Source organism: Streptomyces sp. NPDC041135 (assembly GCF_055592085.1).
In genome coordinates this window covers 210,105-234,528 of record NZ_JBVIYZ010000006.1, presented here as the reverse complement: position 1 = coordinate 234,528, position 24,424 = coordinate 210,105, and the positions used below count along the sequence as shown (strand labels likewise).

Below are 24,424 nucleotides of genomic sequence, written 5' to 3'. Positions count from 1 at the left end.
ACCCCCTCGCCCCCCGCCCGAGACTCCCGGCATGAGCAGCTACCGATCCCTGTTCCGCACCCCGGAGTTCACCCCCCTCTTCCTGGCCTCCGCCGCCCAGACCGCCGCTCAGACGGTGAGCGGTCTGGCGCTGGGCACGCTGGTGTACCGCTCGACGCAGTCCCCGCTGCTGTCCGCGGTGAGCATGTTCGGCCCGTCGCTCGCCCAGGTGCTCGGCGCGACCTTCCTGCTCTCCGGCGCCGACCGCCTCCCGCCGCGGACGGCCCTGTCCGGGATCGCCCTGGCCTTCGCCGCCGGTACGGCACTGCTCGCGCTGCCCGGCCTGCCGCTCGGCGCGCTCTTCGGCATCGTCCTGCTGCTGGGCCTCGTCGCCGCACTCGGCGGCGGGGTCCGCTGGGGGCTGCTGACCGAGATCCTCACCAAGGACGGCTACCTGCCCGGGCGTTCCCTCTTCAACATGATGAACGGCCTCACGCAGATCGCCGGGTTCGCGGCCGGCGGCGCCCTGCTGGCCGTCCTGCCGCCCCGCGCCGCACTGCTGCTGGCGGCGGCCCTGTACCTGGTGACCGCGTCCGTGCTGCGGCTCGCTCTCGGCGCGCGGCCGCCCCGGGCGCCGGGCCGCCCGTCGCCCGCGGCGACCTGGCGGACCAACGCCCTGCTGTGGTCCGCCCGCCCGCGCCGCCTGGTCCTGCTCGGCCTGTGGCTGCCCAACGGCCTCGTCGTCGGCTGCGAGTCCCTCTACGTGTCCTACGCCCCCGGCAGCGCCGGCACCCTCTTCGCCTTCGGCGCGCTCGGCATGCTGGCGGGTGACGCGACGGTCGGCCGGCTGCTGCCGCCCACCGTCCGCGCCCGACTGGCCACCCCGCTGCTCCTGCTGCTCGCGGCGCCCTACCTGCTCTTCGCCCTGCGGCCCCCGGTACCGCTCGCCGCCTGCCTGGTCACGCTCGCCTCGGTCGGCTTCGGCGCGAGCCTGGCCCAGCAGGAGCACCTGATGGCACTGACCCCGGACGACCTCCGCGGCCACGCCCTCGGCCTGGAGTCCGCGGGACGCCTCACCTTTCAAGGCGTCAGCGCCGCGCTGGCGGGTTCGGTGGCCCAGCTGACCTCGCCCGCCACCGCGATGACCGTGACGGCGGCCGCGTCGGCCGGCGTCACCCTGTCCCTCGCTACGGCCGCCCGTCGCTCTCCACGACCCCGGCCGGCGCCGCCATGGGAGCCGGTGCCGGCTCCGGCTCCGGAACGACAGGCGTCTGCGCGGGAGCCGTAGCAGCCGTGGACGCGGTGGGTGCCGCAGGGGCCGTGGCGGCGGCTTCCGTGCGCTCGGCCGCGCGGGCGTCGAGGTCGGCGTCGATCCGCTTGGTCGCCCGGTCGAAGTACCGCAGCAGCTCCACCGGAACCGGCATCACGAGCGTGGAGTTCCGCTCGGCGGCGACCTCCACGACCGTCTGCAACAGCCTGAGCTGCATGGCCTCCGGCGAGTCCGACATGATCCGGGAGGCGTTGGCCAGCTGCTGCGCGGCCTGGAACTCGCCGTCCGCCGTGATCACCCGCGCCCGCCGCTCCCGCTCGGCCTCCGCCTGCCGCGACATGGACCGCTTCAGCGACTCCGGCAGCTGTACGTCCTTGATCTCCACGCGGTCGATGTGCACGCCCCAGCCCGCGGCCGGGCTGTCGATCATCAGTGCCAGCCCCTCGTGCAGCCGCTCGCGGTCGGAGAGCAGGTCGTCGAGGTCGCTCTTGCCGATGATGGACCGCAGCGAGGACTGGGCGACCTGGCCGACGGCGAAGACGTAGTCCTGCACCTCGATGGTGGCCCGCAGCGGGTCGGTCACCCGGAAGTACACGACCGCGTCCACCTTCACCGACACGTTGTCCCGGGTGATGCCCTCCTGGGTGGGCACGGGCATGGTCACCACCTGCACGTTCACCTTCCGCATCCGGTCGGCGAACGGGATGAGGAAGGTGACGCCCGGATGCCGGTACGAGGGCAGCGCCTTGCCCATGCGGAACACCACCCCGCGCTCGACCTGGTTGACCACGCGCATTCCGCTGCGCAGCGCCAGCAGGACCAGCGCGACGACGACCACCACTGTGACGACGGTGCCTTCCATGGCACTCCCTTCTCCGACCGGGCCGGATCTGACCGGACCCGGACACCGGTGGAGACACCGGGGAGCGGTGGATGGATGCGGGCAGGGGCGTCAGGGAGGCGTTAAGAAAAGCGCCGGCCCGGACGATAGGATCAACACACTCGCAGGTACCCCGGGGGGTATATGCCTGAGATGCGCGGGGACCAGGGTGCGCAGGGACCAGGGTGCAGAGGTATGCAAGAGGGAGTGGTCGTGGAACTGGAGCTCGCCGGTGCGGAGCTGAAGTCCGTCCTGAACCGCCTGCGCCGCGCGCAGGGGCAGATCGCCGGCGTGATCCGGATGATCGAGGAGGGCCGCGACTGCGAGGAGGTCATCACCCAGCTCGCCGCCGCCTCCCGCGCCCTGGACCGCGCGGGCTTCGCGATCGTCGCCACCGGCCTCCAGCAGTGTGCGGCCGACATCCAGTCCGGCCGTGCGAACTCCGAGGACGCCGAACAGATGCGGGCCCGGATGGAGAAACTGTTCCTGTCGCTGGCCTGAGCGGGCCTGAGTGGGCCTGCTGAACAGGTCTGGCCGGGCGCGAGGCGGCTCGGCGGGCACCGGGGCAATCGCCGTGCCGGTGGGCACCGCGACTGGTAACGTCGCGATCTTCGCCGGTCCACCCGTGCGGAGTCCCGCGGCAGGTCGCCCCATGTCCGATCCCGTCACCCCACCCGCCGCCCCGTCGGCCGCCACCGTCGCCCGCGCGGCCGCCACGGCCGACGGCGACCCGTACGCCGGATGGCGGCACGCGCTGGCCGAGGCCGACCGGGTCTTCGCGGCGCCTCCCGCCCTGGACCGCCCGGTGGGCGGCTGCACGTTCTGCACGCCGGAGCCGGACCTGCTCCTCCTCGGCGGCCACCCCGCCGCCGTACCGGACGACGTCCTCGGGTCCTTCCTGCGCGAGGTCCCCAGCCACTGGGACGCCGACCAGTACCCCGTGCTGTGGCGCCGCCTCATGCCCCGGGCGCTGCGCTCCTGGGGGCCGGAGGGCGACTGCGCCGATCCCGGGCTCGAGATGGGCCACCTCGGCCGCGACGGGGCCGGCCTGGCCCGGTGGCCGGCCGCCGAGCGTGCCGCGGTCGCCGAGGCGTTCCGGGCCCTGCTGACCCTCGCCCTGGTCGACGACCGGTCCCTGGGGGACGTCACCGGCCTGGTGGAAGGCATGGCGCACGCGACGGGCGCCCTGGAGCCGTGGCTCGACCACCTCGCCGGCCTCACCGGCCCCCACGCGGACGCCGGCCTGGTCCGCCTCGCCTTCGACTGGGTGACGGACCTGCTCTGGGAGCAGTTCGACTTCTCGTGGTGGTACGACGGCGACCCCCGGGTCATCGCCACCTGGCTGCCCACCCAGCGCCCCCGCATAGCCGCCTTCGCCGCCCGCCACCCGCGCTGCAAGACCGCCTCGGACACCCTGGCCGGGATCGACGCCCTGCGCGCCGGCACCCACAGCCCCTGGCTGTACCCGGTCGCCTTGGAGCGGCGTCTGAAGCTGGCCGAGTGAGGCACGCGGGGGTGCGGCGCGCGGGGGAGGGGCTCTCGCTGACGCGTCCGCCCCCGGTGCCACCGGCGCCCCCGGGGGCACAATGCTCGGCGCGCATCGACCTGGCACGCGCCCCCGGCGCGCACTCAGCGGATCGAGCGCGCCCCGCGCACACTCTGCCCCCTTGCCCCGGCAGGTGCTTTTCTGGACAGCCGATGCCCACGGACCGGAAACGGATCACCGGCGGAGCGCAGCAGGAGAGGAGCGCCCTTGAAGCCGCAGCCCGGTCACCAGGGCCGTGAGGAATGGCCCGCCAGAAGCTTCCTCGGCGGTCTGCCGGAAGCCGTCCGCATCAAACTCCTCGGGATCGGCACCCGCTGCCGCTATCTGCCCGAGGAGATCCTGATCCGCGAGGGCGACCTCTCCAACCACGTGGTGCTCCTGCGCTCGGGCTTCGTCAAGGTCACCGCGCGCCTGGACAACGGCCACGAGGCGCTGCTCGCCATCCGGGTCGGCGGAGACATCGTCGGTGAGATGGCCGCCATGGACGACGGCGCGCCGAGGTCGGCCACGGTCACCGCCTGCGGGGAGATCGCGGCCAGCATCGTCCGCGAGTCCGATCTCCGCGTCTTCCTGGAGGCCCACCCGGAGGCCGCCCGCGCGGTCAACCGGATCGTCGTCCAGCGGCTGCGCTGGTCGAACCAGCGGCGTGTGGAGTTCGGCGGGTACTCCGTCAAGGTCCGGCTCGCCCGCGTCCTCGCCGAACTGGCCGGTTCGTACGGGCAGCCGGTGCCGCGCGGGCTGGTCATCGCGGTGGACCTCACCCAGCCCGAACTGGCCGCGCTCACCGGCTCGGCGGAGGTCACCATCCACAAGGCGCTCGCCGAGCTGCGCAAAGACGGCCTGATCACCACCGGATACCGCCGTACCACCGTCCTCGACGTGGACCGGCTGCGGCGGACCGCCCGGCTCCGCGAGACGACCCCGTAACGGGGCGTCCTCCGGCCCTGCTGGCCGAAAACCATATTTCTACGACCCACTCGGTGATTCCCGTCATGCGGCGCAGAGTTGACGCCCGACGTCGCTCGACCAAGCAGATGGGCAACCGAGATGATGAAACCGGACCCCGCTTCGCAGGAGGACATCCCGCGCCGGCTGTGCGTGGCGGCCGATGTGGAGAAGTACGGCCGCCTCGACACCCCGGGCCAGGAGGAGTGCCAGGCCGACCTGGTGCGGGTGCTCGAAGAGGCGGCGGCACTCAGCGACCTCGACCGTACGACCTGGCAGCGCCAGCCGCAGGGCGACCAGGAGTTCGCGGTCCTGCCGCTCGGCATCCGGGAACCGCTGGTGGTCGGCGGCTTCGTACGCAACCTGGCCGTCCGGCTCGGTGAGCGCAACGCCAACCGGGCCGAGGACGCGCGGATGCGGGTCCGGCTCGCCATCGACTTCGGCGTGGCGCGCACGGCCGCCCTGGGCCACAGCGGACCGGCCCCGGTCTCCGTGGCCCGCTACCTCAACGCATCCCCGCTCAAGCGGGTCCTGGAGGCCCTGCCCTCCACCGATCTCGCGCTGATCGTCTCCGACCGGGTGTACCAGGACGTCGTCCGGCTGCGGGGCGAGGGCCAGGGCCTGGACCCGGCCCGGTACGTCAAGGTGCACGTCCGCGAGAAGGAGTTCACCGGCTACGGCTGGATCCACGTACCCGAGCACGGCCCGGAGGAACTCGCACCGCTGGTCGCGGACCCGGAACCGGAGGACGCCGCGGCCCCCGCCCCCACCACCGTGGTGAAGCGGAACAAGGGCGGCGTCTACCACTTCGGCAGCGGTGACGCGGCCAAGATCATGCACAAGAAGTACTCCAAGTGACGGTGCGGCGGCCATGGACGACACGACCGAGACCCTGACGGAACCCACGGAGATACCGGCGGAGCCCTCCGCCGACGAGGAAGGCACCGCGCCCCCGCCCCCCGGCGGCGAGGCGGCCGAAGAAGAAGCCGATCACATCAGACAGCTGCGGGAACGCGGTCTGCCCCTGACGCTCCTCGACGGGGGCATCAAGGCGAAGGCCGTCGGCTTCGGCAGCGGTGACGCGGCCGAGACCATCCACAAGAACTACTACGGCACCCCGGCCGTCGACCCGGTCGACGGCCGCGTCCCCGACGAGGACCTGGACCGCCTGCGCGAGGTGTACGTGGCGCCCGCCACGCACACCACCCTGGTCGAGCACCTGGTCAGGCACGGCGTCGCCATCCTGCGTGGCGCCCCGGGATCGGGGCGCGGCACCACGGCACTGCTCGCCGCCCAGGAGGCGATCGACGCCGATGTGGTGGTCCTGGACGCACAGGCGGGCGTGCGCCGGCTGGCACGTGAGGAAGGCGGGCTCCAGCCCGGCCGGGGCCACGTCATCGACAGCGACGGCACCGAGTGGGCGGCCGAGCTGCGCCCGCAGCTGCTCATCCGGCTGCGCGAGGCGACGTACCGCCGCTCACCACTGGTGATCGTCGTCGACGACCAGGTGCCCGTCGGCGCGCTGGCCGACCACGTCGTCGAGCACGAGGCGGCGGACCGAGCACGCGCGCAGGTGCTGGCACGGCACCTGACGGTGTCGCTGGCCGACCGACCCCTGGACCGCCGGAAGCTGCTGGAACACGACGGCCTCCTGGAGGACCTGCGGGGGCGCAGGTCCATGGCCGAGGTCGCCGCCCTGGCCGGTCAGCTGGCCCGGCGGGTGCGGGACGGCGACGACATCGACCAGATCGTCCAAGGGCTAGGGGCCGAACTGCGCACCACCGCGGTGAAACTCCTCGCCCCCGAGCAGCAGACCGGGACCGACGGCACCGGGCGGCCGGAGGTGTCCCTCTGGTCCCGGGCGTTCCTGCTGGCCTGCGTGGTGCTCGACGGGATCACGCTGAGCCGGGTCAGCCGGGAGTCGCACCGGCTCGCCGAGCTGCTGCACGGGGTGCGCTCACCCTCCTCGGTGCCGGAGATGCCGCTGTTCGAGGAGAGCGTGCAGGACTGGCTGGGCCGGTCCGACGTGGAGTTCACCGACCGGGCCGGGAACCCGGTCGGGCCCCGGCACCCCGAGTGCCTGGTCCGGGTCAGCCGGCGCGGCTTCGGCGAGGCGGTCCTCGAGGTGCTGTGGCACGACCACAGCGGGGCCCGGGGTCCCCTGCTGGAGTGGCTGGACAGCCTCGTCGTACGGGGTGAGGAGGACATCCGGGTCTCCGCCGCCCAGACGGTCGGGCTGCTGGCCACCCTCGACTGGGCCTACGTGCACGAGGAGCTGCTCGTGCGGTGGGCCTCCGACAAGGGGGAGCACGCCGACCGGCGGCGGTTCGCGGCGGCCTGGGCCCTGGAGCGGGCGGTGACCGACCCGCTGCTCGCGTCCCGGGTCCAGCGGTTGCTGTGGCGCTGGTCCCGGCGGCGCGACTTCCAGGCCTGCGCCCAGGCCGCGTACGGCACCCGGATCGGTGCGCGGTTCCCGGTGGACGCGCTGGACAGCCTGGAGCGGATCGCCCAGTCCGGCGCGCGCAGCGTGTGGACCGCCGTACGCGAGATCTACGCGGCCGGATCACGCGACCAGGTCCTGGGGCGGCTGGCCGCCTGGTCGGCATCCCCGCGGCACTGGCTGCGCGACGACGCGGCCAGATGCCTCCAGGGCCTGAGCAGGTTCGGCGGCGCCCGCTCGGTCACCCGCTTCCTGACCCGGCCCGAACCGCGCACGCACCTGCTGCTGCTGACCCGACGGGTCCTGCTCAGCGGCCACCCCGCCCACCGCCGCTGCGGCTGGAACTCCATGCGGCTGTGGGTGGAGCGGGCCGGGGACGAGCCGGGCCTGGACGAGCGGGTGGCCGACTTCTTCGCCGACCTGCCCGAGCCGGGCGACGAGGGCGCCGGCCTACGCCGGCAGTTCCTGTTCTACCTGCGGCTGTGGAGCCACCAGCTCCCCGACAACGAGACAGCCGCACATATCCGTTCCCTCGTGGAGGAGAGGTGGTCGAGGTGACCGGCACACCGCGCCGAGGCCCGTTCGGCTGGCTGCGCGCGCTGTTCGGCAGCGCCAGGGAGCCCGTCGTGGGGCCTGCCCCCGACATCCCGGTGATCGACGTCCCGGACGTCGTGGCGGTGCACCGCACCTCCACCGTCACGTTCGAGACACCCGCCCGCGGCGACGGCTTCGCCTTCCGGGTCGAGATCCGCTGCGACTGGTGCGCCGAGGGACGCCTGGAGCCGTCCCTGCTCAACCGGGCCGTCGACAGCCACGAGGCGGCCCTGCCCCAGCGGCTCGCCGAGGCCGTCCGTGACATCGCCCGCCGCTACGACCCGTTCCGCGCCGAGGAGGCGGAACGCGCCGTCAACCAGGCCCTGCGCGAAGGCGAATGCTTCGAGAACGGGCTGGTGCGGTGCCGTACCGTCGCCCACCTCCAGCCCGCGCCCGAGGTCCTCGCGCAGCAGCGCACGGCGGCCCTGGAACTCCAGGCCATCGAGCACCGGTACGCGAAGTCCGCGCTCCAGGTGAAGCTGCTGGGCGAGGTCGCCGAGCAGTGGCGCGCGTTCCTCGCCGGCGGCCTCGCGGGCATGCGGCAGGACGACGACGCGCTCTCCTGGCTGACGCCGTGGGCGGTCCTGCTCGCCGAGCAGCCGGACAAGGCGGCCGTCGAGGTCGGTGACATGTTCCGGCAGCGGCAGAAGCAGCTCGACGACTTCACCAAGCTCCTGGAGAAACAGATGAAGGGCTACCAGGCGCAGGACCTCTTCGAGTTCGTGATCACCAACGAGCAGCAGCTCGGGCAGGCGATGCGCCTGTTCGGCCTGCCCCTGCCCGGCGAGCCCGACCACGGAGCCGGACCGCGCGAGCCCCTGCCCCGGGCGCAGCCGGCCCGGGACTGAGACTCCGGGGCGGCTCCGGGGCTGAGACCCCGGGGCGGCTCCGGGACCGGGACACCGGGGCCGGCTCCGTGACCGAGGCGGCGGTGCGGCTCAGGCCAGCAGCGGGCCGGCGAGCAGGAGCCCGGCGGTCACGGCCATCAGCCCCGTCCAGACGACGCCCCTGGCGATGTACCGGTGCTTGGCCATGGCCACCTGGGCGAGCACCGGGATCAGCTGCCAGATCTCCCTCCGCTCGCTGTCCTCGTCCGGCGGCGGAGGGGTGCCGTCGGCGAGGGCCAGCAACGGCAGGCTGAACCGGTTCGGGGAGGGCGGCGGCCCCAGACGGGGGCGGAGCGCCTGGACCGCGCAGTACACGGCCGGCAGGAACGCGGCCACGTGCAGTAACAGCAGTCCGGCCATCACCCGGGCCCCGGCGTCACCGCGGTCCAGAGCCTCGCGTACGACGCCGCCTTGCGGGACGGCCGTGGCCATCAGCCCCACCTGGACGGCACCGAGGACGCCGACCTTGGTGTCGGCGAACTGGGCCGAGGCCTGGAGGGAGGCGTACACGGCCAGCGCGGACCGGAGACCGGCGGCCTCCTCCTGTGTCGTGGGGCGGTTCCCGGCGGCCGGGGTCCCGGGGGAGGGGGTCCCGGAGGAAGGGGCGGTAGGGGCGGAAGGGGACACGGAAGCCTCCTGGCAACGAGTGACCGAGAACGACTGAAGACGACCGGTGACGGCCGAAGAGGGTCGAGACCGGGTCGAGGACCCCAGTAACGCGTCAGATCCCACCCGAGAAAAGCCACAAATGCGTATTCCGCTGACTTGGAGATCCCGGTGCACCTCGTGAAGCAAGCACGTCCCGGCCGCCGCCTTCTCGCACTCGCGCTGTCACTGACCGCCATGGCGGCGGCCGGTGGCTGCGGGCTGTTCGACACGCCCGCCGCCCACCCCTGCGCCTGGCTGGACCGCGGCTCCGACGGAGCGGACGACGTCCGCCGGGAGACGATCGTGCTGACCGACCGCAGCGCGTCCACCCGGCCCGGCCGGACCACCTCGCCGAAGGACCGGGTACCGGACTGGGCGGCCACCGCGCTGACCTCCCAGGACCTCGCGCAACCGGCGCTGGAGGGCGGACTGCTCTCCGTGGCCGGCTTCGACGGCAGCAGGGCCACGGTCGACTGGGAGGTGAACCGGGCCTTCGTCGCACCCGCCAAGGGCACGGCCGAGCGGAAGGGCGACCGGCGCAGCGGCCGGCACGCCTGCCTGGAGAAGCGGCTGCGGCAGCTGACCGCCGGCGCCCCCGGCACCGACCGCACGGACGTCCTCGGCGCGCTCGCCGCCGCCGGCGAGCAACTCGGCCGGGCGAGCGGCCGGCGCCGCATCGTCGTGGCGACCGACGGCCTGGTCAACACCGGCTGCGCCGACCTGCGTCCGGCCGGGTTCGACGGCACCGAGGAGATCAAGGACACGGTGCGGCGCTGCCGCAAGGCGGGCGAGCTGCCCGACCTGACGGGCACCGAGGTGAACATCGTCGGCATGGGCCGCGCCGCCCGGGGCGCGTCACCGTCCTCCGCGCAGACCGCTTGGCTGGTCACCTACTGGACCCAGCTGTGCGAGGCGACCGGTGCCTCCTGCGAGGTGACCACCACCGCCCGGCTCCGGGAGGCGGGCAAACACACCGGGAACGGCGGCACGGAACCCGCCGTGACCTTCCCGGCCGTGTCGGAGCGGACCTCCCACCGGGTCACCACCATCGTCCTGCCCGGCTCCGTGCTGTTCGCGACCGACCGGGCGGAGCTGTCGCGGACGGCCCGCGGCACGCTCGACGACGCCGTACGCCGCATCGAGGAACTCGACCCCGTCTCGGTCGCCGTCTCCGGGCACACCGATTCACGCGGCGGCGAGGAGCACGGCAGGCAGCTCTCCCTGGCCCGTGCGCGGGCCGTGCGGGCCGCCCTCGCCGAGCGCGGGATCGCGGTGGCCTCCGCCCGCGGCTACTCCGACGACCGGCCCCGCTGCACCCCCGAATACCGCCACGGCGTACCCGACTACGCGGCCATGGCGTGCAACCGCCGGGTGGAGATAGCTGTGACGGTCCGCCGCTGACACCTCTCCCCACCACCCGGACGCTCCCGACACTCCAGCACCCCGCAGAGAAGGACACCGTTCATGTCCCACAACCATCACGGCAGCCCGTGCCACCACGGCTGCGGATGCGACATCCGCCACCTGGTCAAGAGCGCCGAGGACGGTCCCGAGCGGGACCCGGAGCACCTGGACAACGGCGAGATGCGGATGCTGCTCCGCGCCGCACGCGAGGTGGCCGCACTCGTCGGCCGCAACCGCGAGCAGCTGGCCGCGGCCCGGGTCCGCACGATCGACGCCCACGCGCGCACCGAGGAGGCGGTGCAGTCCCTGGCCCGGTTCGAGGCCGCCGCCTCCCTCCGGACCGGACAGGCGGCCCAGGACGCGGTCGGCACCCGGCACGCCGACGACGGCGCCCACGACCGGCGCCGCCGTGACCTGTGGATACGGGTGCTGCGCTGGCCGGTGATCGGCGCCATGGCCGTGTTCGACGCCTGGTACTTCATGCAGGTCTTCCAGTACCTCACCACCAGCGAGGAGGACATCTCGCTGGCCGAGCAGGCCGTCTCCGTCCTGCCGGGCGTCGTCCTGGCCCTGGGCCTCATGCTGTCGGGCCACGCGATCGCGGCCCCGCTGCACCGGCTGCGCGAGCGACTGCACGCCCTGCGCGACGACCGCCCCTGGCCGTCCTTCCTCGGTACGCTCGCCCTCCCCGCCCTCTACCTGCTCGCCGTGCTGTTCACCGTGACCGTCTGGGCGGCCCTGCGAGCCCGCGACACCGCGACCGAAGCGGGCGCCGTCGACGGCGCCCGCTACGCGCCCGGCTGGGTCGCGCTGCTGCTGCTGGTGCTGGCGATCACCGCCGTGGCCATGAAGGTCGTCGCCCACAACCCCTACGCCGACAGCGCCGCCGAGGCACGCCGTGGTGTGCTGCGGGCCCGGCTGACGTACGCCTGGCTCGTGCGGCGGACCAGCGAGGCGCTGCGCGATCACGAGCGGGCCTGGAGCGACCTGTGCGCGCTGCGCGACGAACTCGCCGCGCAGGTACGCCTGGAGAGCATGCGGGTGTGGGAGGCGGCCATCCTCGCGGCCCGCATGTTCCACGGCCAGGCCGGCCACCGCCCGCCCGCCCCGGCCGTCCCGCCCGGCGGAGCGCAGGCGCAGACACCGACCGCCGCGTGGGTGGCGCCGCTGTTCACCGGAGTGGTCGAGCCGCCACCCGAACTCGGCCCCCTGGTGGAAGCCCACCGGATCACCGTCACCTGCGACCCGGCCGGGCTGCGCGCCCGTCGCGCCGAGCTGATCGGCAACCTCAACGCACAGCTCGCCCCGGCGGCGCCCACTGTGCCCCGGCTCCCCGCGGCGACCGGCGACGCGCCGCCCTCACCGCCCGGCGGAACACCCCTGCCCGGGTAGCCGCTCCGTGCCGCCCGCCAGTGCCGCGGTCCGTCAGTGCCGCCATGTGTCGGTGCCGGTCCGTCGGTGCCGCCGCCCGTCAGTTCTTGCCGCTGTCCACGATGACCGGTGTGCCGCCCGAGTCCGTACCGCACGGCACCGCGTACACCGGGTGGGCCTTCGCGGCTTCCCTGTAGGCCTCCAGGCACTCGTTGTACAGCACCTTGTCGCTCAGCGACCGCTCGAGGATCTTGTTGGCGCGGGCGGTGCCCTCCGCCTCGATCCGCTTCCGCTCGGCCTGCGCCTTGGCCGTACGCGCCCCCTCGGTGGCCCGTTCGGTGGCCTGCTCCTGCTGGATCTTCTTGTCGATCTGGTCCTGGAGCTTCTCCGACGGCCGCACATTGCGCAGGTTGACGGACGTGACGTCGATCCCGCGCGGTGCCAGGCGCTTCTTCACGAGGTCGGCGATCTGCGAGCCGATCTCCTCACGGGCGGACGCGTAACCCTCCTCGCTGGTGTGCCTCGCGAAGACGTTGCGGATGATCTCCCGGGCGTCCGGCAGCACCAGCCGGTCCTCGACGGCCTCCTCGCTGCCCGCCAGCCGGTACAGCTCCACCGCCCTGGCCGGCACCACGGCCCACTTGATGGTCACGTCGGCGTACAGCACACCGCCCTGCGAGGAGCGGACCTCGACCACGTCCTTGTCGTTGAGGTCCAGGTCCACCGGACGCGTGGAGAAGGACGTGATCTCGGTGAACGGCGACGTGACATGGATGCCCGAGGTCAGCGGCGTACCGAGCTTGCCGAAGGTCACCGGGACGCCGACCTCGTAGGCGCTGACCACATGGACGCAGGCGGTGATCCCCGCCAGCACGCCCGCCGCGGCACTGAGCGCCGCCCCCAGCTTCCAGCCCCCGGCGTCGCGTCCGCGGCCGACGAAGAACAGCACGACCGCCGCTATGAGCAGCAGGATGCACAGCACGAGCACAGGAATCCCCCCACGGAAACGTTCCCGCGCCGTCGGTGGCGCGATCCGGCGCATCGTAGCGACCCCGGATGTACGCCCGTCGACGCCTGGCCCGCCCGGCGGGCCGGCCAGTGCCCGCGGGCTACGTACGGGGTGCGTCGTCCGGTCGGGTGTCGGCGAACTCCCACCAGGCGAGCGGCAGCCAGTCCCCGTCGACGAACCCGTCGACGGACCCTCCGGTGCCCCGGATGGTCACCGGGGTGCCTGCCGGATAACGGGTGCCGGACAGCCCCGACACCGGGACGAGCAGCACGCCGAGACGTCGCGTCAAGGTCCTGGTCCTCTCCGAAGCGCATGAAAAAGGACTTTGTAGTCCATGGGTGCAAATCATCGCATCATGCGCCAGTCTGGAATATGAGGTAGCGCACACAGGGCCGGTCCAGCCGCACGGATCGTCGGATCGTGCCCGGACCGAGCCCGGTTTCCGCGACCGACGACGGGGTCTGCCCACCCCGCCGTTCCCACAAGTGATCGAGCGAACACAATCGGTGGAGGTGCTCGACGATGAGGGCTGTCGTGTACAAGGGACCGTTCGAGGTAGCGGTCGAGCAAGTGGAGGATCCCCGGATCCAGCACCCCAACGACGTGATCGTCCGCGTCACGTCGACCGCCATCTGCGGCTCCGACCTGCACATGTACGAGGGCCGCACGGCCGCCGAGGCGGGCATCGTCTTCGGCCACGAGAACCTGGGGGTCGTCGAGGAGTGCGGCGAAGGCGTGACGACGCTCAGCAGCGGGGACCGGGTCGTGATGCCGTTCAACGTCGCGTGCGGCTTCTGCAAGAACTGCACCGCGGGCTTCACCGGCTACTGCGTGACCGTGAACCCGGGCTTCGCCGGCGGCGCCTACGGCTATGTGGCGATGGGCCCCTACCTGGGCGGACAGGCGGAGTACGTCCGGGTGCCCTACGCCGACTTCAACTGCCTGAAGCTCCCCGAGGGCACCGAGAAGGAGACCGACTTCGTCCTGCTCGCCGACATCTTCCCCACCGGCTACCACGGCAACGAGCTGGCCGACGTACGCCCCGGTGAGAGCGTCGCGGTCTACGGCGGCGGCCCGGTCGGCCTGATGGCCGCCTACTCGGCGGTCCTGCGCGGGGCGAGCAAGGTGTTCGTCGTCGACCGGGTGGCCGAGCGGCTGCAGAAGGCGGAGGAGATCGGCGCCGTACCGGTCGACTTCACCGCGGGGAGCCCGGTCGAGCAGATCAAGGAGCAGACCGCGGGCGAGGGCACGGACAAGGGCATCGACGCCGTCGGCTACCAGGCCCAGACCCAGGCACACGGCGAGGACCACGAGGAGCCGGCGATCGTGCTGAACTCACTGGTCGAGACGGTCCGGCCGACGGGCGCCCTGGGCGTGCCGGGCCTGTACGTCCCGAGCGACCCGGGCGGCCCGGACGAGCAGGCCAAGCAGGGCATGCTCATGGTCGCCGTCGGCCGCCTCTTCGAAAAGGGCCTGCGCATGGGCACCGGCCAGTGCAACGTCAAGCGCTACAACCGCCAGCTGCGCGACCTGATCATCGAGGACCGCGCCCGGCCCAGCTTCGTCGTCTCCCACGAACTCCCCTTGGACGACGCCCCGACGGCCTACGACAAGTTCGACAAGCGCATAGAGGGCTACACCAAGGTCGTGCTGCACCCGCAGATGGCATAAGCACGCTCCTCGCAGCCGCCTGGCGGCCGAAGGCCCCGGACGACGACCGGTCCGGGGCCCTGGCGTGTGCGGGTGGGGCTCAGTCCGACCGGGGCTTGATGCTCACCGCCCGGTAGGTGTAACCGTCCTGCTTGCCACGAGGGGTCTCCCACCGAAGCTCCACCGACTGCCCCGGCGAGAGCGGACGGAACTCGCCCCTCGGGAGGCTGGAGTAGTGCGCCCAGCACCCACCGGGCGTCTGCGGAGAGTCGAGCACTCCCCACCCTTCCTCGTCGTGCCACTCACGGACAGTCGCGATCACCATGCGGCGACTGTACGGGTACCGGCCGGCCCGGACCGAGTCTGGGACCCCGGGCTCGGTCCCCGACGCGTCAGGCTGGTGCGGTCGCGGCGGTCGCGGCGGTTGCCGAGCCTCGCCGCTGTAGCAGCCGCGACCGATCGTCTGCCTGGACTCCCGCTCGTCGTGGTGGCAGTTCTTATCGCGCTTGACGGTGGGCTGCGGCGGCCAGTCGGCACCCCGTCGGCAGCACGAACTGAGCCCAGACCGTCTTGCCGGGGCCGTCCCGGCGCGGGTGCCAGTCCCAGCGGTCGGCGAGGTGCTCCACCAGGAGCAGGCCGCGGCCGGTGTCCCGGAGGTCCGTCGACGTCGCCACGGCCGGTACGGCCTCGGTGCGGGTGTCGGTGACCTCGATCCGTACGGTCGTGGCCCCGCAGGCCAGCGCGAGGTGGAAGTCGCGGCCGGGGACCCTGCCGTGCCGGACGGCGTTGGAGGCGAGTTCACCGATGATCAGCGTCAGCGCGTGGTGCGCGTCGCAGTCGTAGGGGATGCCCCACGCGTCGAGCCGCTGTCCGGCAAGCCGCCGGGCGAGCCGCGCGCCGCGCGGGGTGGAGCTGAACCGCATCGCGAAGTGACCTGCGAGGCCGATGGGCTGCCCGTTGCCGGAAGGGGCGGCGATCTCGTCGTTCATGCCCGCAACGCTTCCGGTAGCGGCGTAGCGTGACCAGTGGTGACCCGCCGTCATGCGCCGGTTGTACGCGGCGGGGCGGGAGGTGTACGCGGCACGCCGCGTGACCGGCTCGGGGCGGGCGCGTTGGGCCGGGGAACCGGGCAGGGGAGGCGGTGGAGTCGGTGCAGCAGGGTGAGACCGAGGGGGCGCGGGAGGACGCCGGACCGAGTCCGGAGGACGAGCCGGGATCGGGCGTGGTGACGGCGTTCGGGCGGCAGTTGAAGCTGCTGCGGGTGCGGGCGGGCCTGGAACGACCGGAGTTCGGCAAGCTCACGGGTTACGCGGCCCAGTCGATCGCCTCCTTCGAGCAGGGGCGGCGCATTCCCTCGCCCACGTTCATCGACCGCGCGGACGAGGTGCTGGACGCGGGGGGCGTCCTGAAGGCCCTGAAGGAGGAGGTGGGGCGGGCGCAGTATCCGGCGTTCTTCCGGGACATGGCGCGACTGGAGGCGGAGGCGGTAGCTCTCCATGTGTACGCGGCTCAGGCGGTTCCCGGCCTGCTGCAGACCGAGGAGTACGCGCGTGCCGTGTTCGGCATGCGGCGCCCGCTACTTGACGAAGACACTGTCGAGCAACGAGTCGCAGCCCGGCTTGCTCGTCAGGAGATCTTCTCCCGCAGGCCGATGCCGACCTTGAGCTTCGTGATCGAGGAGTCGGTGCTTCGACGTCCCATCGGCGGTTGGGCGTTACTGCGAGGACAGCTTGAGCAGATCCTGCTGCACGGGCACCGCCGCAACGTGGAGGTCCAGATCATGCCCAACGAGCGCACGGAACACTGCGGTCTGGCCGGACCCTTCACCTTGATCGAGACCCGCGACGGGCGGAGGATGGCCTACGTTGAGGTCCAGCGGGACAGCCGCCTCCATACCGACAGGTCGGCCGTCAGGGAGATCGAGGAGCAGTACGGGATCCTCCGGGCTCAGGCGCTGACTCCACATGAATCGCTGGCCCGTGTCGAGAGACTGCTGGGAGAGACATGAGCAACCAGATGCCCGAGCCGACGGTGCCGGAGTCGGCCTGGTTCAGGAGCAGCTACAGCAGCGGCGAGGGCGGGGAGTGCGTCGAGGTCGCCGGCGCCTTCGGAGCCGTACACATCAGGGACTCAAAGGTCCGGTCGGGACCGGTTCTGACGGTCGCCCCCGACGCGTGGGCCCGGCTCGTCCGGCTGGCGGCCGGCCAGGCCATCTGAGCCGGACGTTCGTGACCCCGTGGGTGCCCAGTCGCAGAGGTGGCTGAGCACCACGTCGTGCACGGTTGGCTGAGACGGACGGTCGGCGCGCGTTCAGCCCGCCTCGCCGCGTTCGTTGTCGTCCCCGAGCCAACGGCTCGCTCGCTCGGCGATCCCGCTGGAGAGCTTGCCCTTTACCGAGCCGGCCCGGTGGAGAGCGTCGTTGCCGAGGTTTCTGGCGGCACCGACGCCCTTTGCGCCTGTCTCGAGTGCCTTGTCCCTCGCCTCCGCGGCCGCGTCCGCCCACCGTCTCGCATCCGACGACTGGTGACCGGACTCGATCCCGAGCCGCCCGTGGAAGTCATGGACGCCGGTCGCGACATGGTTGCTCGACCGGACCACAGCCGGCGACTTGGTCGGGTTCAGCAGCACCTTCGCGTTGGCCGTGCCGGCAGCCGCGTTCATCCGGGCCACCAGACGCTCGGTGCTCCGCGAGATGAGTTCCAACCGCTTCCGTCGGGCAATCCGAAGCCCGAGGCGATGCCGGTCCAGCTCCTCCGGAGCCGCGTCCAGCACGCGGTCCAGTTCGAGCACGGCGATCGCGTCCTGCAGTTGGAAGCAACGAGCCAGCACAGCGAGCCACTCCCGAGTCCTGGACTCGACTTCCTCGGCGGTCGTGGCGAGATCGCCGATCTTGGCCTTGCCCTCCATCTTCTCCGCGAGGGCATCGAGTTGACGCAACGCATACGCCTGGGTATCGGCGATCGTCGTCGGTGCGGCCTGCACCTTCGACCACGTGATCTCGGAGACCCGGCCCACCTGCTCCCGGATGGTCATGGCCTCCTCGATCACGAGGTCCACCCCGATCATGCGGGACACCACGGCGTCCTTCTGGGCGCGGAGCACGTCGTCGACCTTCTCGTCGATCCTGGCGAGATAGTCGGTGATCTCGTCCATGGTCTGCTGCATCGCCAGCTGTGCCATGATCCCCGCGGCACCGGCAAGATGCGCAGGGTTGGTCAGGAACGAACCGGCTCCCTTCTCGATCTGGAGCCATGACTTGATCGAGCCGGGTTTCCCCACCATCGCGTGGCTGACGCCTGGCGTCTTGCTTTCCATCAGCCCGAACTCCTTGACACGCTCCGCGGACTCCTTGGTCAACTTCACCCACCGACCGGAGTTGGCAGCGATCTCCGTACCTGCCTGAGCGGCTGCGGCCCCGGTACCGAAAACGGACTTGAGGCGTTGCACGCCAAGATCCTTCGACGGCAGTCCCTCCGAGATGAGGAAGCGTTCGACATCCGTCGCATCTCCGATGACCGCCAGCCCATCACCGTCACTGATCAGCTGAATCTCGTTGTCCATCGCCCGCTCCTGAAGTGACTGCTCAAAGTTGAGGTGTGGCTGGGGTACGCACGGCGAACGCCGGGTAGAGGCCGAGCCCTCCTCGACAGGGTGCCTCGGCCGACATGCCCAGTGGGCGGGCACGGCTCAGATGTCGTCGTCCAGCCGTCATCCAGGCCCTCCTCGCGGCGAATCATCCGCCATGCGGCCGTGCGGGGGCACTGCGGTCCAGGTTGGACTTGAAGCCTCTTCGACCCCGTGCTGGTGGCGTTGCTGTCAGCCATGCAGGTTGAAGGGCACCTACCAAGATCGGTGGGTGCCCTTTTGCATGGTGCCCCCGGCAGGATTCGAACCTGCGACACCCGCTTCAGGAGTTCGATCCGAGACCGTTTCGACCGCGGCCGACGACTGGTGCTGCGACCGGACAGAGTCGCTCGTGTACGCCCCCGTCTGGCGTCGTTGATGTCAGCCGTCCATCAGATCCGGGTAGGGACAGAGTTCTAGCTCGGCCGTCGGACGGTCGGCCCACTTCCACCAGACGTGTTGGTTGGAGCAGCCCCAGACCACCCGGCAGGTGCGGCGGTCGTCCTCCTCGCGGTGACAAAGCGCCATCGCGCCGGCCTTCAACGGCCCACCGCACTGGGGACAGGTTGGTACGGACTCGGTCGGCATGCCTGCAACGTACCCGTTCGCTCCGGTGGCCTGAGCCCTCAGCTTGGGAAGCTATTACTGAGGTTGAACTCGTGATGTCGCCGGGTGGCTTAGGCGGGTCTGATTGTCGGGCCGGTCTCGGCGAGGCGGCCGTCTATGACCGGACCGCGGGCCGCCGCTGATTACCTGGTGCGCTCAGTGCGGTCGTCGTACTCTTCGCGGGCGGTGATGACTTCTTCGATGTGCAGCACGGACCACTCCGTGAGCGCCTTCAGCGGTTCCCGTAGCGTCTGGCCGAGCGCGGTCAGCTCATACTCCACGTGCGGCGGTACCTCTGGGTAGACGGTCCGGCTGACCAGCCCGTCGCGTTCGAGGGTGCGCAGCGTCTGGGTGAGCATCTTCTCGCTCACGCCCGCCAGCGCCTGCCGGAGCTGGCCGAACCGGGAGGTCCCGTTCCGGCCGAGTTCGCCGAGCACGAGGACCGCCCACTTGCTGCCGATCTGGTCGAGCAGGTCCCGTGAAGGGCAGCCGCGCTCGTACGGATCGAATGACGGCATGGGCCCGGTCACATTCTCGACAGCAGCCATACGGCTCACCTCAATGCTTTCGCTGCGGTAAGTACCCTACCAAGAAGTGGCTACTCCCTAACAGAGAGTGTCCAGGTCATTCTGTGTTCCATCCCGCGGCGGACGGACCGCGGCAGGCGTGCGAGGCACGCGCGAAAGGAAGGAATGACCATCATGCCGATCGTCGTCACCGGAGCCACCGGCCAGCTGGGCAGGCTCACCGTCGAGGCACTGCTGCGGCGCGGGATCCCGGCCGCGGACATCATCGCGACCGGCCGGGACATCGCCGGGATCAAGGATTTGGCCGACCGAGGCATCACGGTACGCCGCGCCGACTTCGCGGACACCGACGGTCTGGCCGAGGCATTCGCGGGGGCGGACAGGCTGCTGCTGATCTCGGCCTCGGTCCCCGTGGGCGAGCGGGTCGCCAACCACCGCCGTGTGATCGACGCCGCGGCATCCGCAGGCGTGTCGCTGGTGGCGTACACGAGCACGACGCACGCGGAGACGGCCACCACCGTCATCGGTGCCACGCACAGCGAGACCGAGGCGTATCTGCGGGACCGCGGAATTCCCGGCGTGCTGCTGCGCAACGGCTGGTACCTGGAGAACTACACCAGCCAACTGCCGCAGATTCTGCGGAACGGCGCGGTCGTCGGCGCCGCAGGCGAGGGGCGGATCAGCGCCGCGTCCCGCGCCGACTACGCCGAGGCCGCAGCGGTCGTCCTCACCGCTGAAGGCCACACCGGCGCCGTGTACGAGCTCGGCGGCGACGAGTCCTTCACCCTGACGGAGCTCGCCGCCGCGATCTCCGCTGCGGCCGGAAAGCAGGTTACCTACGCTGACCTCCCGGTGGCCGACTTCGCCCAGGTACTGGCCTCCGCGGGCCTCCCCGCCGAGCTGGCGGAGGTCCTCGCTGACGCTGACCGCGGCATGAGCCGCGGCGAGATGTACACCGACTCTGGCGACTTGCGCCGCCTGATCGGCCGCCCGCCCGTGACCCTGGCCGAGGCACTCGCGGCCGCCCTGCATCACTGAGGTTGAACTCGTGATGTGGCCGGGTTGCTCAGGTGGGTCTGATTGCCAGGCCGGTCTCGGCGAGGCAGCCGTCCATGAGTTCGCTGCGGTACTGGATGTGCCGTAGGCCGCGCCGGATGCGCTGGACGAGGTGTTCGGGGGTACTGAAGGCGACGTTGGAGAGCCAGCCGCGGCGCAGGAGGGACAGATCCCCTCGACCGGGTTGAGGTCGGGTGCGTAGGGCGGCGAACTGCTGCCGCTCGGCAGTCAGCCCGCCTCCCTGTGGATATCGCATGCTCCGGTGATACCGCACGGACGACGAGCCACCAGCCCCTGCGACACCACGAGTTCAACCTCAGTAACAGCTTCATTTCGGCGGTCGTGGGCGCACAAGTGACATCGTTGGTTCCGGGGGCTTAGCTTCGCTGGTGGTGGATGTGTGGGAGCTGTGTGGCATCGCCGGCACATCAATGTTTGTTCTGGCCCGTTGGCTCCGCCGGGTGCGAGGCATTGCACTTTCATCCAGGACAGCGAGCGCAGGGACGAGTAGGTCAGGACTGCCGTCAGATGCTGCCGTCAAAGGCCCCGGACCAAGATCGGTCCGGGGCCTTTTGCATGGTGCCCCCGGCAGGATTCGAACCTGCGACACCCGCTTTAGGAGAGCGGTGCTCTATCCCCTGAGCTACGAAGGCGAGGCTTCCACAGCGTACCGGATCAGGGGTGGGTGGGGGTGAAGCGGGAGGCGGTGTGGAGGTCGGTCTGGAGGGCGTCGGCTGTGGTGCGCAGGGCCGGGAGGAGGGTGGTGAGGCAGGCGTCCAGGGTGCTGCGGGCCGCGTGGGTCGCCACGTTCACCGCGGCCACCGCCCGGCCGGTGCGGTCGCGGACCGGTACCGCGATCGACCGCAGGCCCGACTCCAGCTCCTCGTCCACCAGGGCGTAGCCCTGCGCGCGGACCTCGGCCAGCGCCGGCGGCAGGGGAGTGGGGCCGTCCGCCAGGAGGACGCGGCCCAGGGAGGTGGAGTCGGCGGGCAGCCGGGCGCCCACGGTGACGTCGACCGTCAGGACCCGGCCGGTCGGGGCGGCGGCCACGTACTGGATCTCGGTGTCCGAGCAGCGGACCGCCAGCGCCGTCGGCTCCTGCAAGCGGGCGGTGAGGGCGCGCAGGTGAGGCAGTGCCAGCTGGGCCAGGGTGATGCGGGACAGCGGGGGGAAGCCCAGGTCCAGCACCCGGGGGGTGAGGGTGAAGGTGCGGTGGTCCGGGGCGGTGGTGACCAGGCCGAGGTGTTCGTGGGTGATCAGCGCGCGGCGTGCCGACGCCCGGGTCAGGCCCGTCGCCGTCGCCACCTCGGTCAGGGTGAGCGCGCGGCGGCCCTCGCCGAAGGCCGTCAGCACGGTCAGGCCCCGGGCCAGGGACTCGACGAAGTCCCGGCCCAGTTCGTGCTTGGAGGCCGTGGTCCACGTCGCCAGGCCCGAGGGCGGCGGGCCGGGCTGCGGCGCCGGTGCCGTGCGCAGGTCGGTCTCCATCGCGGCCACCGCCTGACGCAGCCGGGGGAGCAGGGTCGTGCGCAGTTCCTCGGCCGAGTGGCGGCTGGTGTGGCTCACCACGCTCGCCACGCACGCCACCCGGTCCGTGCCCGCCTCCCGTACCGGTACGGAGACCGCGACCAGGCCCGGTTCGATCAGCTGGTCGTCCACCGCCCACCCGGCCCGCCCCGCCGCCTCCGCCCGCCGCACGAACGCCTCCGCCGGCGATGCGTCCCGGGGTGGTACGGCCGTGAAGCCGCTGTCCCAGGGGTCCTCGGTCCGGCGGCCGCGCCAGCGCGCCCACTCCGGCTCCGTCCAGTGCGCGGCGAACAGCGCCCCGGGCGCGGTGCGTTCGGCCGGCAGCAGGTCGCCGATGCGGAAGCTCAGCGACATCGCGCGGCGGCGGGTGGCCTGGTGGACGAAGCGGATGCCGTCGCGGTCGGCGACCGCCAGCGACACCGACTCGTCCAGCTCGTCGGCGAGGGCGTCGGCCCGGGCGGCCAGCAGCGCGGGCAGGCGCAGCGCGGCCAGGTACGCGTTGCCCAGCTCCATCACCCGGGGCGTGAGCACGATCTGGCGGCCGTCCAGGCGGACGTATCCCATGCGGGCGAGGGTCGCGGTGATCCGGTCCACGGTGGAACGCGCGAGGCCCGTCGCCCGTTCCAGCCCGCTCGGGGTGAGCGTGCCGCCCGCCTCGGTGAGCCGCCTCAGCACCGCGACCCCGCGTATCAGCGGTGCCACCGCCTCGGCCGGGGGCGCGGCGTCCAGTGCGGGGTTCGCGGGCATCGGCTCTCCGGTACGGCGTCGCTCCCGTACGGCGTCCAGGTGCGCCGGTACGGCGGTAAGGGGTACGCCCACCGTAGACCGCCCGCGGGGGCTTCCTCGCCGGTCGCCTTCCCTGACCGGTCATGTCCCCCGCCGCACCTACCTCCGTGTCACCCGTACCCGGTAGTTACCGGAGGGGTCCGCGTCGGTGACCTCGATGGTGAGGCCCCGCCTGGGGTCCTTGAAGGTCTCGCCAGGGGTGAACGGCGCGTCGGAGAGTTCGGCGTGGACGTTGGGGCTGCGGGTGCAGCCGCCGGAGTCGCGGTGGGCGTCGAAGACGGAGATGGGGCCGCGACCGGTGTCCACGGTCGCGTCGACCTTGTAGATGAGGACGCCGGGGCGGCACACGGCCTCGTCGTTGCCGCCCTGGGTGCGCACTTCGAGGGCGTAGCCGGTGCGGCGGTCCACCGGGACGAACACCAGCTTGCGGCCGCCCGCCCGGGACAGCGGGGTCAGCGTGTAGTCGACCGCGCCGTGCTGGGCGGCGCAGCTGACCTGGGAGGCGTCCAGCCAGCCCAGCTTCCACTTGTGCCAGCCGAGCAGGTCGTTGTCGGCCCCCCAGTCCTCGCTCATGATGTCCCAGTGGCCGACCGCGCCCCCGCCCTCCTGGGTGTAGAGGTCGGGCAGGCCGAAGACGTGGCCGTTCTCGTGGGGGAGGACGCGGTAGCCGGTCCTGGCGTAGGACCCGGAGCCGTCGTCCTGGCGGGAGTAGACGAAGGAGGCGTTGGCGATGGGGACGCCGTCGGCCGTCGGGGCCTCGGCGTTGCCGGCGAACGTCACCGACAGCACGGTGTCCAGGGCGGAGGGCCCCGCGTTCGGGGTGACCAGCACGTTCAGCAGGTCGTACGAGCGGAAGTCCACGTCCGGGTCGGCGGCGGCCGCGATGTCCTCGACCAGCTGCCGGTAGCCGGGTTCGAAGGGGGCGCCGCGTTCTATGCCGTACGCCCGGAACGGCTTGGGCATGCGCAGCCAGCCGGTGAGCGGGATCTCGGGGCGGTAGTCGAGGCGGCCGTAGGAGGCGGTGCGGAACCATTCCTGGGTCTGCGGGAAGAACTCGTGGAAGCGGTCGAGCGCGCTGCCCTTGCCGGGCGCGTCGGGGAAGTCGACCATCACGGTGAGGGCGCGGACGGTGCCGGTGGAGCGGGAGTAGCCGCCGGGGGTCGGTATGCCCTCGGTCATCTGGACGTCCCGACGGCTGTTGATCATGCAGGGGTTGAGCGCCGCGGAGCGGGCCAGGGAGACGGGACCGGCTCCGGCGGTGGCCGGGTTCGCCGTGAGCGGCCCGGTACCGGCGGAGGTGCTGACCGTCAGGGTCAGCGCGGTCACCGAGAGCAGGGCGGCCACGCGGCGCTGGCGTATGCGACCGCGGGGCGGTCGGGGCCGGGGCGGGCGTATGCGGCGGCGGGGCTGCGGCTGCATGCTGGGACCTTTCGCTCCGCGGCAGCCCCGGTCTCCGGCTGCGCCCTTTCGATCACCCTGTGTGGACAGGGCCGGGCGCGCGCGTTGGAGGAGGCCGATCGTGGGATTCCCGGCGGCGGGAGTGTGAGTCAGGTCACAGGGAAGTTTTCCGGGAGCGGGAAATAACCGGGGACCGTCTCCCCGTTTAGACGTGTGTCCGCGCGAAACGGGGAGTGCTTCCCCGGATCGCCGGGAGCAGGGCCGAGAGTCGGCCCGGCAG

General features: G+C 72.0%; 24 protein-coding genes, 2 tRNA genes and 1 pseudogene. 13 read left to right on the top strand and 14 right to left on the bottom strand.

Features of this window, described 5'->3' with window-relative positions; genetic code table 11:
* Window positions 1-31: 31 nt before the first annotated feature.
* The gene (locus ACZ6CZ_RS16840; RefSeq protein ID WP_469021040.1) at window positions 32-1,267 is read left to right on the top strand and encodes an MFS transporter; all 1,236 of its coding nucleotides are present in this window, start codon (window positions 32-34) and stop codon (window positions 1,265-1,267) included.
* Here ACZ6CZ_RS16840 and ACZ6CZ_RS16835 read toward each other — a convergent pair.
* Window positions 1,167-2,111: a slipin family protein gene (locus ACZ6CZ_RS16835; RefSeq protein ID WP_469021037.1), complete on the bottom strand. Its 945-nt coding sequence runs from the start codon at window positions 2,109-2,111 to the stop codon at window positions 1,167-1,169. The two genes, ACZ6CZ_RS16840 and ACZ6CZ_RS16835, sit on opposite strands and share 101 nt — an antisense overlap.
* 231 nt (window positions 2,112-2,342) lie before the next feature.
* Here ACZ6CZ_RS16835 and ACZ6CZ_RS16830 point away from each other — a divergent pair, with 231 nt between their 5' ends.
* The 6 genes from ACZ6CZ_RS16830 (at window position 2,343) to ACZ6CZ_RS16805 (ending at window position 8,502) form a co-directional block, all read left to right on the top strand.
* Window positions 2,343-2,630: a metal-sensitive transcriptional regulator gene (locus tag ACZ6CZ_RS16830; protein ID WP_469021642.1), complete on the top strand. Its 288-nt coding sequence runs from the start codon at window positions 2,343-2,345 to the stop codon at window positions 2,628-2,630.
* A 151-nt stretch (window positions 2,631-2,781) separates the two neighbouring features.
* Window positions 2,782-3,633 (top strand): hypothetical protein, encoded by an 852-nt coding sequence (locus tag ACZ6CZ_RS16825; RefSeq protein WP_469021034.1) that lies wholly within the window; start codon window positions 2,782-2,784, stop codon window positions 3,631-3,633.
* A gap of 249 nt (window positions 3,634-3,882) precedes the next feature.
* Window positions 3,883-4,602 (top strand): Crp/Fnr family transcriptional regulator, encoded by a 720-nt coding sequence (locus ACZ6CZ_RS16820; RefSeq protein ID WP_469021032.1) that lies wholly within the window; start codon window positions 3,883-3,885, stop codon window positions 4,600-4,602.
* 120 nt (window positions 4,603-4,722) lie between these two features.
* Window positions 4,723-5,478, top strand: a complete 756-nt coding sequence (locus ACZ6CZ_RS16815; RefSeq protein WP_469021030.1) for a hypothetical protein — start codon at window positions 4,723-4,725, stop codon at window positions 5,476-5,478.
* Between the two features lie 13 nt (window positions 5,479-5,491).
* The gene (locus ACZ6CZ_RS16810; RefSeq protein ID WP_469021027.1) at window positions 5,492-7,618 is read left to right on the top strand and encodes an FAD-binding oxidoreductase/lyase; all 2,127 of its coding nucleotides are present in this window, start codon (window positions 5,492-5,494) and stop codon (window positions 7,616-7,618) included.
* On the top strand, window positions 7,615-8,502 hold the full coding sequence (locus ACZ6CZ_RS16805) for a hypothetical protein (RefSeq protein ID WP_469021025.1): 888 nt from the start codon (window positions 7,615-7,617) through the stop codon (window positions 8,500-8,502). Before ACZ6CZ_RS16810 ends, ACZ6CZ_RS16805 begins: the two co-directional genes overlap by 4 nt.
* A 90-nt stretch (window positions 8,503-8,592) precedes the next feature.
* Here the strand turns inward: ACZ6CZ_RS16805 and ACZ6CZ_RS16800 are convergent, their stop codons facing one another.
* A complete protein-coding gene (locus ACZ6CZ_RS16800; protein ID WP_469021023.1) occupies window positions 8,593-9,168 on the bottom strand; it encodes a Pycsar system effector family protein in 576 nt (191 codons plus the stop codon).
* A 159-nt stretch (window positions 9,169-9,327) separates the two neighbouring features.
* Here ACZ6CZ_RS16800 and ACZ6CZ_RS16795 point away from each other — a divergent pair, with 159 nt between their 5' ends.
* Window positions 9,328-10,590: an OmpA family protein gene (locus tag ACZ6CZ_RS16795; protein ID WP_469021021.1), complete on the top strand. Its 1,263-nt coding sequence runs from the start codon at window positions 9,328-9,330 to the stop codon at window positions 10,588-10,590.
* Between the two features lie 63 nt (window positions 10,591-10,653).
* A complete protein-coding gene (locus ACZ6CZ_RS16790; RefSeq protein WP_469021018.1) occupies window positions 10,654-11,985 on the top strand; it encodes a hypothetical protein in 1,332 nt (443 codons plus the stop codon).
* A 79-nt stretch (window positions 11,986-12,064) separates the two neighbouring features.
* On the opposite strand, the gene ACZ6CZ_RS16785 is transcribed toward ACZ6CZ_RS16790, so the two are convergent.
* A complete protein-coding gene (locus ACZ6CZ_RS16785) occupies window positions 12,065-12,952 on the bottom strand; it encodes a prohibitin family protein (protein ID WP_469021015.1) in 888 nt (295 codons plus the stop codon).
* A 121-nt stretch (window positions 12,953-13,073) separates the two neighbouring features.
* The gene (locus tag ACZ6CZ_RS16780) at window positions 13,074-13,262 is read right to left on the bottom strand and encodes a hypothetical protein (RefSeq protein WP_469021013.1); all 189 of its coding nucleotides are present in this window, start codon (window positions 13,260-13,262) and stop codon (window positions 13,074-13,076) included.
* A gap of 233 nt (window positions 13,263-13,495) precedes the next feature.
* Here ACZ6CZ_RS16780 and ACZ6CZ_RS16775 point away from each other — a divergent pair, with 233 nt between their 5' ends.
* Window positions 13,496-14,644, top strand: coding sequence for a glutathione-independent formaldehyde dehydrogenase (locus tag ACZ6CZ_RS16775; protein WP_469021012.1), 1,149 nt, complete (start codon window positions 13,496-13,498; stop codon window positions 14,642-14,644).
* A 79-nt stretch (window positions 14,645-14,723) separates the two neighbouring features.
* Here the strand turns inward: ACZ6CZ_RS16775 and ACZ6CZ_RS16770 are convergent, their stop codons facing one another.
* Entirely contained in the window at window positions 14,724-14,948 is a 225-nt protein-coding gene (locus ACZ6CZ_RS16770) for a cold-shock protein (RefSeq protein WP_469021009.1), read from the bottom strand.
* A 172-nt stretch (window positions 14,949-15,120) separates the two neighbouring features.
* Window positions 15,121-15,612: an ATP-binding protein gene (locus ACZ6CZ_RS16765; RefSeq protein WP_469021007.1), complete on the bottom strand. Its 492-nt coding sequence runs from the start codon at window positions 15,610-15,612 to the stop codon at window positions 15,121-15,123.
* A gap of 161 nt (window positions 15,613-15,773) precedes the next feature.
* Between ACZ6CZ_RS16765 and ACZ6CZ_RS16760 the strand changes: the two genes are divergently transcribed.
* Together ACZ6CZ_RS16760 and ACZ6CZ_RS16755 are read left to right on the top strand one after the other, a co-directional pair.
* Window positions 15,774-16,631, top strand: a complete 858-nt coding sequence (locus tag ACZ6CZ_RS16760; protein WP_469021640.1) for a helix-turn-helix domain-containing protein — start codon at window positions 15,774-15,776, stop codon at window positions 16,629-16,631.
* Window positions 16,628-16,840 (top strand): DUF397 domain-containing protein, encoded by a 213-nt coding sequence (locus ACZ6CZ_RS16755; RefSeq protein WP_469021006.1) that lies wholly within the window; start codon window positions 16,628-16,630, stop codon window positions 16,838-16,840. The genes ACZ6CZ_RS16760 and ACZ6CZ_RS16755 overlap by 4 nt, the downstream gene beginning before the upstream one ends.
* A 93-nt stretch (window positions 16,841-16,933) precedes the next feature.
* On the opposite strand, the gene ACZ6CZ_RS16750 is transcribed toward ACZ6CZ_RS16755, so the two are convergent.
* The 4 genes from ACZ6CZ_RS16750 to ACZ6CZ_RS16735 all read right to left on the bottom strand — a co-directional run bounded on the left by ACZ6CZ_RS16750 (window position 16,934) and on the right by ACZ6CZ_RS16735 (window position 19,371).
* Window positions 16,934-18,184 carry a hypothetical protein gene (locus ACZ6CZ_RS16750; protein WP_469021003.1) on the bottom strand — a complete coding sequence of 417 codons (1,251 nt, stop codon included), beginning with the start codon at window positions 18,182-18,184 and terminating at the stop codon, window positions 16,934-16,936.
* Between the two features lie 308 nt (window positions 18,185-18,492).
* Window positions 18,493-18,559, bottom strand: a tRNA-Phe gene (locus ACZ6CZ_RS16745).
* Window positions 18,560-18,628: 69 nt separating this feature from the next.
* The gene (locus ACZ6CZ_RS16740; protein ID WP_469021001.1) at window positions 18,629-18,835 is read right to left on the bottom strand and encodes a dehydrogenase; all 207 of its coding nucleotides are present in this window, start codon (window positions 18,833-18,835) and stop codon (window positions 18,629-18,631) included.
* Window positions 18,836-18,996: 161 nt separating this feature from the next.
* Window positions 18,997-19,371, bottom strand: a complete 375-nt coding sequence (locus tag ACZ6CZ_RS16735; protein WP_053212341.1) for a winged helix-turn-helix transcriptional regulator — start codon at window positions 19,369-19,371, stop codon at window positions 18,997-18,999.
* Window positions 19,372-19,545: 174 nt separating this feature from the next.
* Here ACZ6CZ_RS16735 and ACZ6CZ_RS16730 point away from each other — a divergent pair, with 174 nt between their 5' ends.
* Window positions 19,546-20,418, top strand: a complete 873-nt coding sequence (locus ACZ6CZ_RS16730) for an SDR family oxidoreductase (protein ID WP_469020998.1) — start codon at window positions 19,546-19,548, stop codon at window positions 20,416-20,418.
* A gap of 28 nt (window positions 20,419-20,446) precedes the next feature.
* Here the strand turns inward: ACZ6CZ_RS16730 and ACZ6CZ_RS16725 are convergent.
* From ACZ6CZ_RS16725 to ACZ6CZ_RS16710, 4 genes and pseudogenes are all read right to left on the bottom strand, one after another.
* Window positions 20,447-20,643: pseudogene (locus ACZ6CZ_RS16725) on the bottom strand (IS630 family transposase); the annotation flags it as partial.
* Between the two features lie 370 nt (window positions 20,644-21,013).
* Window positions 21,014-21,089, bottom strand: a tRNA-Arg gene (locus ACZ6CZ_RS16720).
* Between the two features lie 22 nt (window positions 21,090-21,111).
* Window positions 21,112-22,707: an IclR family transcriptional regulator domain-containing protein gene (locus ACZ6CZ_RS16715; protein WP_469020996.1), complete on the bottom strand. Its 1,596-nt coding sequence runs from the start codon at window positions 22,705-22,707 to the stop codon at window positions 21,112-21,114.
* Between the two features lie 138 nt (window positions 22,708-22,845).
* Entirely contained in the window at window positions 22,846-24,165 is a 1,320-nt protein-coding gene (locus tag ACZ6CZ_RS16710) for a M6 family metalloprotease domain-containing protein (RefSeq protein ID WP_469020995.1), read from the bottom strand.
* Window positions 24,166-24,424 lie beyond the last annotated feature (259 nt).

Bases quoted from the DNA above. Each gene is read 5' to 3' on its own strand.
- ACZ6CZ_RS16835 (WP_469021037.1), bottom strand. From the start codon at position 2,111: ATGGAAGGCACCGTCGTCACAGTGGTGGTCGTCGTCGCGCTGGTCCTG.
- ACZ6CZ_RS16710 (WP_469020995.1), bottom strand. From the start codon at position 24,165: ATGCAGCCGCAGCCCCGCCGCCGCATACGCCCGCCCCGGCCCCGACCG.
- ACZ6CZ_RS16730 (WP_469020998.1), top strand. From the start codon at position 19,546: ATGACCATCATGCCGATCGTCGTCACCGGAGCCACCGGCCAGCTGGGC.
- ACZ6CZ_RS16755 (WP_469021006.1), top strand. From the start codon at position 16,628: ATGAGCAACCAGATGCCCGAGCCGACGGTGCCGGAGTCGGCCTGGTTC.
- ACZ6CZ_RS16775 (WP_469021012.1), top strand. From the start codon at position 13,496: ATGAGGGCTGTCGTGTACAAGGGACCGTTCGAGGTAGCGGTCGAGCAA.
- ACZ6CZ_RS16815 (WP_469021030.1), top strand. From the start codon at position 4,723: ATGATGAAACCGGACCCCGCTTCGCAGGAGGACATCCCGCGCCGGCTG.
- ACZ6CZ_RS16715 (WP_469020996.1), bottom strand. From the start codon at position 22,707: ATGCCCGCGAACCCCGCACTGGACGCCGCGCCCCCGGCCGAGGCGGTG.
- ACZ6CZ_RS16740 (WP_469021001.1), bottom strand. From the start codon at position 18,835: ATGCCGACCGAGTCCGTACCAACCTGTCCCCAGTGCGGTGGGCCGTTG.
- ACZ6CZ_RS16810 (WP_469021027.1), top strand. From the start codon at position 5,492: ATGGACGACACGACCGAGACCCTGACGGAACCCACGGAGATACCGGCG.
- ACZ6CZ_RS16790 (WP_469021018.1), top strand. From the start codon at position 10,654: ATGTCCCACAACCATCACGGCAGCCCGTGCCACCACGGCTGCGGATGC.
- ACZ6CZ_RS16770 (WP_469021009.1), bottom strand. From the start codon at position 14,948: ATGGTGATCGCGACTGTCCGTGAGTGGCACGACGAGGAAGGGTGGGGA.
- ACZ6CZ_RS16840 (WP_469021040.1), top strand. From the start codon at position 32: ATGAGCAGCTACCGATCCCTGTTCCGCACCCCGGAGTTCACCCCCCTC.
- ACZ6CZ_RS16765 (WP_469021007.1), bottom strand. From the start codon at position 15,612: ATGAACGACGAGATCGCCGCCCCTTCCGGCAACGGGCAGCCCATCGGC.
- ACZ6CZ_RS16735 (WP_053212341.1), bottom strand. From the start codon at position 19,371: ATGCCGTCATTCGATCCGTACGAGCGCGGCTGCCCTTCACGGGACCTG.
- ACZ6CZ_RS16750 (WP_469021003.1), bottom strand. From the start codon at position 18,184: ATGGACAACGAGATTCAGCTGATCAGTGACGGTGATGGGCTGGCGGTC.
- ACZ6CZ_RS16825 (WP_469021034.1), top strand. From the start codon at position 2,782: ATGTCCGATCCCGTCACCCCACCCGCCGCCCCGTCGGCCGCCACCGTC.